The 1,896-nt window shown below is 52.1% G+C and carries 1 protein-coding gene and 1 pseudogene; both read left to right on the forward strand.

Annotated elements, in window-relative coordinates; genetic code table 11:
• Positions 1-243 precede the first annotated feature (243 nt).
• Positions 244-1,278: pseudogene (locus AO277_RS29125) on the forward strand (Y-family DNA polymerase); the annotation flags it as partial.
• A gap of 74 nt (positions 1,279-1,352) precedes the next feature.
• On the forward strand, positions 1,353-1,622 hold the full coding sequence (locus AO277_RS13125) for a hypothetical protein (protein ID WP_031597914.1): 270 nt from the start codon (positions 1,353-1,355) through the stop codon (positions 1,620-1,622).
• Positions 1,623-1,896: the final 274 nt, after the last annotated feature.

Consider the following 1,896-nt stretch of genomic DNA (forward strand, 5'->3'; position numbering starts at 1 on the left):
TCGGCGAAGGTCATTTGATTCATCATCGAAAAGCTCGGCGATTGGTGCCCGGAGATTTTGCCAAATCAGGAAGTCTTTTTCAGGATTTCCTTAATGCTTAGGAAGGCTTCTGGATTAAACGTCCTTGAGTGGTCAGCTAAGCTACCGTGGTTCCATGAATGATGGTCATCCCACTGATCAAGCCAGCCAGAGACGGTGAGCTAAGGGGCACATCATTGTGTTGACTTTCTATTCCACATAAATGGCGACCTGAGTCAGCGCGTGATGGCCATCATAGAATCCATGGTCCCTGCCGTTGAGGTTTACAGCATTGATGAGGCGTTCGCAGACCTGACCGGTATGCCTGGCAATTTGACCGAGTTAGGAAGATCGATTAGATCCAAGGTCTACCGTTGTACCGGCATTCCGGTGGGTGTGGGGATTGCACCGACCAAGACCCTTGCAAAGTTGGCCAACCACACAGCTAAGCGTATCCAGGCGCATACCGGCGGGGTCGTGGACATTTGCGACCCTGTAAAACGCGATTGGGTGTTGCGCAATACCTCTGTCGGTGAGGTCTGGGGCATCGGTCGAAAAATGAAAGCGCACCTAGAGGGCATGCAGATCCTGTCGGCCAAGGACCTCGCTATGGCAGATCCCTGGATGCTGCGCAAAACGTTCAGCGTTGTGATCGAGAAAACTGCACGCGAGCTTGCGGGTACCGCGTGCCTGGAGCTGGACGAAGTCGAACCCCCACGCCAGGAGATTTGTTGCAGCAGAATGTTCGGCAAGCGATTGACCGAGCTGGGGCCGATCAAGGAGGCGGTGGCCACCTACATGATGCGTGCGTCTGAAAAACTACGCGCCCAGGGCTCCGTGTGTAAAAAGATCAGGGTGAGTATCCGCACTGGCATGTTCAATCCTGACGAGGCCAAGTATGCGAATGGGGCACTGGTCCAGCTGCCCTACCCCACCAACGATGTGAGGGTGATGACCCAATACGCGACGGAGGCTGTTTCGCGGATATTTCGACCAGGTTTTAGGTACAGCAAAGCAGAAGTGCTTCTGATGGATATCTGCCAACCAGGTGAATTTACCGATGACCTTTTCATGACCAATCAGCCGGCGAGTTCGGATCGACTGATGGCTGCTTTGGATTCAATCAACGGCAAGTGGTGACGTGGAACGCTGCGTACAGGATCAGTACCGGTTACTCCGGATTGGGGCATGCGGCGTGAGCAGATGAGCCAGAGTTACACGACGCGCCTCGATCAGTTGTGGGTCGTAAAAGCTAAGTGACCAAGTTAACAAGGTTGCTCCGTAGATACGGTATGCCATACGCTCGTTGACGTAGACACGAAAAGGAAACTCACATGACTTATACGCAAATTACGCCTACTCACGATTGGTTTTTTCGGCACGACGGCGTTAGACCGAACGATCCTCCGATTCTCTATCAAGTGGCAGCTTGGGCTCTAAAATCTCCTGATGCAAAAGGCCAAACCGCAGTTGTGGGGCTGATAGCTGCGATTTTTCCTGGGGAAGGTGGTCGAAAGCTACATGAGCCTCCACCGGTCGAAGGCTATTACATACACCGTGAACAACTGACTGAGGTTGAACTCGAGTGTTTGAAAAAGCGCTAGGCTTCGCCATGTGATCAAAAGGCCCCCTCGCTTGCACAGAGCGAAGGGGTCTTTTTTATGCCCGCTGGAAAAGTGAACCTAATGTTGTGCATTACCAGGCTCAGACCTGCTATTTTAGTAATTACCAAATATTAATTAATAATTATCTTGCATTTAGGCCCATATGGGCCTAATATGACCTTGTTGGTGGCACGCAGAGAGCCACTCGAACCTGGTATGCCCCCCGAAGGTTGGACAATTATCCACTTACGCTGCCTTGGCGGCCTGCATCCTG

It is taken from the genome of Pseudomonas amygdali, assembly GCF_002699855.1.
GTDB lineage: Bacteria > Pseudomonadota > Gammaproteobacteria > Pseudomonadales > Pseudomonadaceae > Aquipseudomonas > Aquipseudomonas amygdali.

Bases quoted from the DNA above. Each gene is read 5' to 3' on its own strand.
- AO277_RS13125 (WP_031597914.1), top strand. From the start codon at position 1,353: ATGACTTATACGCAAATTACGCCTACTCACGATTGGTTTTTTCGGCAC.